The sequence below is a fragment of the Methylibium sp. genome, from assembly GCF_013817365.1.
Classification (GTDB): domain Bacteria; phylum Pseudomonadota; class Gammaproteobacteria; order Burkholderiales; family Burkholderiaceae_C; genus Methylibium.
The window spans coordinates 1-7010 of sequence record NZ_JACDCU010000204.1 but is presented as its reverse complement, the minus strand read 5'-3'; the positions used below and the strand labels follow the sequence as shown (position 1 = coordinate 7010).

The window sequence follows — 7010 nt, the reverse complement described above, 5'->3', positions numbered from 1 at the left end:
CACCGACCTGGTCGCGCACATCCACCAGGCCGCGGCGATGCACGGCGTCTCGCACCGCTGCATCGAGCTCGAGATCACTGAAACGGGCCTCATGAAGGACCTGCAGAACGTGATTCCCGCGCTGCACCGGCTCAACGAGATCGGCGTCGAGATCTCGATCGACGATTTCGGTACCGGCTACTCGTCGCTGGCCTACCTGACCACGCTGCCGATCTCCGAACTCAAGATCGACCGCAGTTTCGTGCGCGACCTCGGCGTCACCTTGCAGAGTTCGGCGGTGGTCACCGCCATCATCGCGCTGGCCCGATCGCTCGGCATCCGCGTTATCGCCGAGGGCGTGGAGAACCTGCGCCAGATGGAGGTGCTGCACCGCCTGGGCTGCAGCACCATGCAGGGCTTCCTGTTCAGCAAGGCGCTGCCGCCCGAGGAACTCGAGCAGTGGCTTTCGCAGACCGTGCTGCCGCGCAAGGCGCCTTGGATCGGCCAGGTCGAAGAGGCCGAGCCGGTGGTGCTGCGCGGGCCGCGCGCGTTGCCCGGCTTGCCGCCCGCACGCTGAAGCGAGGCGCAGGGTGGTCAACAAGGAAGCGTCACCGCGCGGCGCCGAAGCACCGGGCGTGCCGCGGGGCGGCCAACTGCCCGCCGCGCAGGCGGCGCCGGCGCATCTGGCCAAGGCGGCATTGCGCCGCCTGGCCCTGGAGCGGCTGGAGCCCACACCCGAGAACTTCGCACGGGCCTACCAGACCGAGCGCGGTGATGGAGGCGCCCCCGTCTCCGCACCCGCGCCGCTCGGCCCTGCTTCCGCCGGGCCGGCCGACAGCGCCGAGGGCGAAGCCTGGGCGGTGCTCATCGAGAGAACCGTTCGCGGCCTGGAGCGCGGCGCGAAGCAGTGGACCACGGCCCGCAAGAAGGACAGCCTGGCGCGGGTGCTGGGCGGCAGCCGCAGCGATGCCAAGCGCCTGCAGAAAAGACTGAGCCAGCTGGTCGCCAGCTGGGACACCGACACGCCGCATGAGGCGCCGGCGAGCGACTTTGCGGCGCTCGATGGCAACGATGCACCGACGGCGCCGACTGCGCCGTCCGCTCCGACCGCCCCGGGGCCTGTGCCGGGCGGCGCCGAAGCGGTCGTCGCTTCGGCGGGGGCAGCGCCGGCATCCGCGCTGGCGTCGCCCTTGGCGTCAGCGCCGGACCAGCCTGTCGCCGCCGCCGACGCTCGCCCGAGAGACGGGATATCGCCTGCGGCTCCAGCACCCGGAACTGATTCCGTTTCGCTGCCCGCCCCGCAATTCCCGTCGGGCATCGCAACGCCGGTAACCGCCGCCCTGGCCCCCGAAAGCAGTGCCGGTGCCTGGCCGCGCGTCGCCGCCGACCTGAGCGCGACGGTGCGGGCTGCATTGCCGGCCGGCGAAGCGCGGGGCCGCGAGGTGGCCGAGCAACTCGCCACGCTGCAAAAGCGGCTGGCGCACGAAGGCCCCGGCCCGCTGACCGGCGAAATCGCACTGGCCTGCACCGAGGCGCAGCGCGTGCTGCAGCACCGCCACCACCTGATGGACCAACTCGGAAACCTCTGCGTGGAGTTGACGGCGGGCCTGACCGATCTGGCCGAGGACGACTCCTGGGTGCAGGGTCAGTGCGCGGCCATGCGCGTTCAGCTTGACGACGGCCTTACCGCGCGCGGCGTGCGCTCGGTCAGCGAACTGCTGGCCAACACGCGCGAACGACAGCAGCAGTTGCGCCTCGAACGCGGCGCAGCGCGCGACGCGCTCAAGGCCTCGATCCGCCAGATGCTGCAGGAGATCGCCGCCCTCGGCACCCAGACCGGGCGCTTCACCGAAAGCGTGGGCCGCTATGCCGAGGAGATCGACCGCGCCGATTCGCTCGAAAGCTTGGCCGGCGCCGTGCGCGAACTGGTGGCCGAGAGCCGCAGCGTGCACGAGGCTGTGAACCAGGCCCAGACCCGCCTCAGTGCCGAGCACGAACTGGCCAGTGCCATGCAGACGCGGGTGGTCGAACTGGAAGACGAGATTCGGCGTCTGTCGAACGAGGTTTCGACCGACCCGCTCACGCAGGTGGCAAACCGACGGGGGCTGCTGCAGGCCTTCGAGACCGAGCGCGCGCTCGGCGAGCGCGACGAACAGCAGGCCGGCGCCGAGCCGGCGCCGGCTTTGGCCGTGGCGCTGATCGACATCGACAACTTCAAGAGGCTCAACGACCGCCTCGGCCATGCCAACGGCGACGTGGCGCTGCAGTTCCTGACGCAGCGCGTGACCCAGGCGCTGCGCCCGCGCGATACGCTGGCGCGCTACGGCGGCGAGGAGTTCGTGGTGCTTCTGCCCGCCACGCCGGTGGACGAAGCGCAGCAGGTGCTCACGCGCCTGCAGCGCGCACTCAGCGCCGAGCTTTTCATGAGCGACGCACAGGGCCAGGTGTTCGTCACCTTCTCGGCCGGCGTGACGCGCTACCGCGGGGGCGAGCGGCTCGAGCAGGCGCTGGAGCGGGCCGACGAGGCGTTGTACGAAGCCAAGCGGGCCGGGAAGAACCGGACCTGCGTGGCTTAGTTGAAGCGCAACAGCGGCGGAGACCGCGTTGTTCCTCCTGCCGCAAGGGCATCGGCCATCACGGCGTGCTTGTCAGTCCCGTATCCCGTTCGACCCGCTCTCGAAGCTCCGTCGTCGCCCGAAGGGCTTCTGCAAGCGGGACGTGAACCACCAGTTCAAGGCAGCCGACCTTCATGGTTGCGGCCACCTCGGTCGCCGATCGGCCGGGCCGCCATTCGATCCGGCTGGCGGCTGTCGTGGATGCCGGAAGTCGGGGGTCTGCGTTCTCGGACGCTGCAGCGAACCCCGGTTGCAATGCCTGATCGAGAAGCTTGCCGATGAGCAATGCCAGCCCGGACGAGTTCACGACTGCAGCGAAGGCTTCGCCTTTCCTGTCTTCGAGCCGCAAGCCCACGACCTTCGGATCGCTGGTGCGCAAACAGTCCATCGTCTCCAACGGAGATGCGACCGCCTCTTTCTTTGCCATGGGTGTCCCTGCCGAGGCAGGTGTAGTTGCGGAAGGCTGGAGCCTGCCACGGCTCGCCGCCCTCGTCGCGCCGCCCCCTCGGTTGCGGGGGGATGTCAGTGTGCTGGCTGACAACGACACAGAAACCGGATCGCCACACTCCCTGCCAAAGGAAATGCAGACATGGTTTTCACGCAGTTGATTGGCCGCTATCGACGATTGCAGCAAGACCTTGCAATCAGCTACGAAGCTCGCCCCTGGCACAGCGGCCGCATCGATCGTCTCGCCGACGAACTCGCCGAAACGGAGCGACAGCTCGCGGTCATGGCGCCCCTCGACGAACAAGGCGTTGCGATCCAGGCCGACTGGCGGAAGCGGTGAGATTCGAACTCACGGACGGTTGCCCGTCGCTGGTTTTCAAGACCAGTGCCTTAAACCGCTCGGCCACGCTTCCCTCGCTGCACCGATTCTAGGTGCCGGCACTGCCGGCCCGAGCCTATGCCGGCGCGCAACTCACCTGCACCACCTCGCGCCGCCCGCCGTCGATGCGCACAGCCGTGAGTTGGCCGCCCCACACGCAGCCGGTGTCGGTGGCGAGCAGATCGGGCCGGTTGACGAGGCCGAGAGCGGACCAGTGGCCGAACGCGATCGGCACGCCTTGCGTGCGGCGCCGGGGCGCGTCGAACCATGGGTGCAAACCACGCGGCGGGTGATCGGCGGCTTCCTTGAGCTTGAAGTCGAGCCGGCCTTCGGCGTCGCAATAGCGCATGCGGGTCAGCGCGTTGATCGCGAAGCGCAAGCGGTCGGCGCCGCGCAGCGTGTCGTCCCAGCGCGAGGGCTCGTTGCCGTACATGGTCTGCAGGTAGTCGGCGATTTCGGGGCCGGCAAGTTCGGCCTCCACTTCGCCGGCCAGCCGCAGCGTCTGCGCCAGGTCCCACTGCGGCGGCACGCCGGCATGCACCATCAGCCAACCCTGCTCGTGCAGCGCCAGGCGGCGCGTGCGCAGCCAGTCGAGCCAGGCGTCGCGTTCGGGGCTCTCCAGCAGCGCCGTCAAGGTGTCGGTGCGGTGCAGCGGACGCACGCCGTAAGCGACCGCGAGAAGGTGCAGGTCGTGGTTGCCGAGCAGGCAATTCGCCGCATCGCCAAGCACGGCCAGGCGGCGCAGCACGCCGAGCGAATCGGGACCGCGGTTGACCAGGTCGCCGAGCACGTGGAGCCGGTCGCGCGAGGCTGAAAAGCCGATCTTCTCGAGCAGCCGCTCGAGCGCCGAGCGGCAACCCTGGATGTCGCCGATGAGGTAGTGCATCGCGCGATTCTGCATGGCGACCGCGGGCGTCGAAGTGCCCTCTGATACGCTGGCGCGATGTCGACTCCGCCCGGCCTCTGGTGGCCGGGACATTGATGGATTTAGCCTTGCTCGTTTTCCTGATCCTGCTCAATGGCGCTTTTGCCATGGCCGAGATGGGTTTGACGGCGGCGCGCAAGGCGCGGCTGCAGGTGATGGTGGAGACCGGCGACAAGGGGGCCAAAGCGGCAATGGCCCTGCACGACGACCCGACGCGCTGGCTCTCCACCGTGCAGATCGGCATCACCTCGATCGGCCTGCTCAACGGCATCGTGGGCGAGAACGCCTTCGCCGCGCCGCTCGCCCTGTGGCTGATGGCCACCTTCGACATGCCCGAGCGGGCGTCGCTGATCGCGTCGACCGCGCTGGTCATCATCCTGATCACCTACTTCACCATCATCTTCGGAGAGCTGGTGCCCAAGCGGGTCGGCCAGATGTACCCGGAGCCCATTGCGCGCCTGGTGGCGCGGCCGATGAACCTGGTCTCGATGGCGACCAAGCCCTTCGTGATGCTGCTGTCGAGCTCCACCCACGGCGTGCTGCGGCTGCTGGGCATCAGCGCTCGCGGGCGCGGCGCCAGCGTGACCGAGGAGGAGATTGCCGCCCAGCTCGAGGAGGGCGTCGACGCCGGGGTGATCGAGTTCCAGGAGCACCAGATGGTGCGCAACGTGTTCCGCCTCGACGAACGCCAGATCAACTCGATGATGATCCCGCGCGGCGACATCGCCTGGCTCGACGCCAGCGCGCCCATCGAGGAGGCGCTCACCATCATCGGCGAGCAGGAGCACTCGCGCTATCCGGTGTGCCGCGGCGGCCTGGACGACGTGGTCGGCGTGGTGGCGTCGCAGCACCTGCTGGTGCAGACCATGCGCGGCCAGCCCATGTCGCTGTCGGAGACGCTGCAGCCCCCGGTCTTCGTGCCGGAAACGCTCACCGGCATGGAACTGCTCGAGCACTTTCGCGGCACGAACACGCAGATGGTGTTCGTGGTCGACGAGTACGGAGAGGTGCAGGGCGTCATCACCTTGCGCGACGTGCTCGAGGCCATCACCGGCGAGTTCACCACGCCGACCTCGGAAAACTGGGCCGTGCAGCGCACCGATGGTTCCTGGCTGCTCGACGGCCTGATCCCGGCGCACGAACTCAAGGACCGGCTGGATCTGAAGACGCTGCCCGACGAGGACCGCGGCCGCTACAACACGCTGGCCGGCATGACCATGCTGTTGCTCGGTCGCCTGCCGAAGACCGCCGACGTGGTGGATTGGGAAGGCTGGCGCTTCGAGGTGGTCGATCTGGACGGCAAGCGCGTGGACAAGGTGATGGTGAGCCGCATCGAAGAACCGATGGCGCGCCGCCTGGTGCCGGTGCCGGGATCGCAAGCCTGAGGTTGCTGAGTGCGCGCCGCGGCTCCCCGCGGCGCACCGCTCAAGCCGGCTGATCCGCGACTGCGTTCGGCTCCCTGCCTGCGTGGCCCGCGGTGCGCACTGGCGCCCCGCGCGCTACTTCCACCCGGTTGCGGCCGGCGTTCTTGGCGCGGTACATCGCGGTGTCGGCGCGGTGCAGCAGGCTGGACAGCGGACCGTGCACCTCCGGTTCGACGGGCTGAAGGACGTGGAGCCGGTGCCGCGCGGCAGGCCCTGCGCGAGCGTGATCGAGTCCGATGTGCCGGTGGTCGTGCAGCACACCCGGCTCGACTCGCGGCAGGCCGAGTTCGCGCTGCTCTCGACGCTGGCGATCGCCGGGGACGCCTGAGGGGCCGGGCCAAAGCAACGGCCCCGGCCGTCGTCGAGCCATGCGAGCGGAACGACCGTCAGGCCGCGTTCGCTTCCACTTCCTCCGCAACCACCGACGCAAGCTTGTGCAGTTGAGTCCGAAGGCGCACGAAGCTGCTGCAGGACAGACCCGTCTTGCACGCCACGCCCTCCTGCACCTGTGCCACTCGGCGACGCAGGGCGGTACCGGCAGGGGTCAGGGCGATGCGCACCACCCGCTGGTCGACCGGATCGCGCGTCCGGTTCACGAAGCCGGCCCCTTCCAGCCGCCTCAGCAGTGGCGTCAGGGTGCTCGAATCCAGGGCCAGCCGGTCGGCCAGCCCCTTGACCGTCTGCTCGCCTTGCTCCCAGAGCACCAGCATGGCCAGGTACTGCGGATACGTGAGCCCCAGCGCCGCCAGCGGCGCCCGGTAGGCACGGATGACCTGATTCGTTGCGCTGTAGAGCGCGAAGCACAACTGCTCTTCGAGCAGCAGGGAAGCGTTCGAATTCATCTGAATGTGGGGCACGGGCGAGGCAGTCGCCACCGGGGCGTGATTATCGACCGGCGCCCGGCGCTTCTCATGGGCGCAGGGCGATGGCGGCAAGGGCCTCCAGGTCCTGCGGAGCCGGCTTGCCGAGGTGCTGCCTGGCGAACAGGCCGTTGCGGTCGATGGCGACCGTATAGGGCAGTTCGTCGCGCAGGTTGCCCAGCTTCCTTGCCAGCTCGACACCCTCACGACCGGCGACGAACACCGGATAGTCGATCCCGTGCTCGCGCGTGAAACGTTCCAGCTTGTCCGACTGGTCGATGCCGATGCCGAGCACCGTCAATTCGTCGGCGGAATGACGCCCTTGCAGCGCCGCGAGCATCCGCGTCTCCTCGCGACACGGCACGCACCAGGTGGCCCAGA

The 7010-nt window shown here is 69.0% G+C and carries 9 protein-coding genes and 1 tRNA gene; 5 read left to right on the top strand and 5 right to left on the bottom strand.

What is annotated here, in order from left to right; translation table 11 throughout:
* A partial coding sequence (locus tag H0W38_RS13015) for an EAL domain-containing protein (protein ID WP_292454672.1) occupies nt 1-556 on the top strand: 556 nt, incomplete at its 5' end.
* 13 nt (nt 557-569) lie between these two features.
* A complete protein-coding gene (locus H0W38_RS13010) occupies nt 570-2555 on the top strand; it encodes a diguanylate cyclase (protein WP_292454670.1) in 1986 nt (661 codons plus the stop codon).
* A gap of 58 nt (nt 2556-2613) precedes the next feature.
* Here the strand turns inward: H0W38_RS13010 and H0W38_RS13005 are convergent, their stop codons facing one another.
* Nucleotides 2614-3021, bottom strand: a complete 408-nt coding sequence (locus tag H0W38_RS13005; protein ID WP_292454668.1) for a hypothetical protein — start codon at nt 3019-3021, stop codon at nt 2614-2616.
* 162 nt (nt 3022-3183) lie between these two features.
* On the opposite strand from H0W38_RS13005, the gene H0W38_RS13000 reads away from it, so the two are divergent.
* Nucleotides 3184-3381, top strand: coding sequence for a hypothetical protein (locus tag H0W38_RS13000; RefSeq protein ID WP_292454666.1), 198 nt, complete (start codon nt 3184-3186; stop codon nt 3379-3381).
* Here the strand turns inward: H0W38_RS13000 and H0W38_RS12995 are convergent.
* Both H0W38_RS12995 and H0W38_RS12990 read right to left on the bottom strand, forming a co-directional pair.
* Nucleotides 3367-3454: transfer RNA gene (locus tag H0W38_RS12995), tRNA-Ser, on the bottom strand. The genes H0W38_RS13000 and H0W38_RS12995 overlap by 15 nt on opposite strands.
* A gap of 42 nt (nt 3455-3496) precedes the next feature.
* Entirely contained in the window at nt 3497-4306 is an 810-nt protein-coding gene (locus H0W38_RS12990; RefSeq protein WP_292454664.1) for a symmetrical bis(5'-nucleosyl)-tetraphosphatase, read from the bottom strand.
* A 95-nt stretch (nt 4307-4401) separates the two neighbouring features.
* Here H0W38_RS12990 and H0W38_RS12985 point away from each other — a divergent pair, with 95 nt between their 5' ends.
* Entirely contained in the window at nt 4402-5730 is a 1329-nt protein-coding gene (locus H0W38_RS12985; RefSeq protein WP_292454659.1) for a hemolysin family protein, read from the top strand.
* An 82-nt stretch (nt 5731-5812) separates the two neighbouring features.
* On the top strand, nt 5813-6097 hold the full coding sequence (locus H0W38_RS12980; RefSeq protein WP_367162038.1) for a sensory rhodopsin transducer: 285 nt from the start codon (nt 5813-5815) through the stop codon (nt 6095-6097).
* 58 nt (nt 6098-6155) lie between these two features.
* Here the strand turns inward: H0W38_RS12980 and H0W38_RS12975 are convergent, their stop codons facing one another.
* Nucleotides 6156-6611, bottom strand: a complete 456-nt coding sequence (locus tag H0W38_RS12975) for a MarR family winged helix-turn-helix transcriptional regulator (protein ID WP_292454656.1) — start codon at nt 6609-6611, stop codon at nt 6156-6158.
* 67 nt (nt 6612-6678) lie between these two features.
* Nucleotides 6679-7010: TlpA disulfide reductase family protein (locus H0W38_RS12970; RefSeq protein ID WP_292454653.1), on the bottom strand; the 332-nt coding region annotated here is incomplete at its 5' end.

Bases quoted from the DNA above. Each gene is read 5' to 3' on its own strand.
- H0W38_RS13005 (WP_292454668.1), bottom strand. From the start codon at position 3,021: ATGGCAAAGAAAGAGGCGGTCGCATCTCCGTTGGAGACGATGGACTGT.
- H0W38_RS13000 (WP_292454666.1), top strand. From the start codon at position 3,184: ATGGTTTTCACGCAGTTGATTGGCCGCTATCGACGATTGCAGCAAGAC.
- H0W38_RS12990 (WP_292454664.1), bottom strand. From the start codon at position 4,306: ATGCACTACCTCATCGGCGACATCCAGGGTTGCCGCTCGGCGCTCGAG.
- H0W38_RS12985 (WP_292454659.1), top strand. From the start codon at position 4,402: ATGGATTTAGCCTTGCTCGTTTTCCTGATCCTGCTCAATGGCGCTTTT.
- H0W38_RS12975 (WP_292454656.1), bottom strand. From the start codon at position 6,611: ATGAATTCGAACGCTTCCCTGCTGCTCGAAGAGCAGTTGTGCTTCGCG.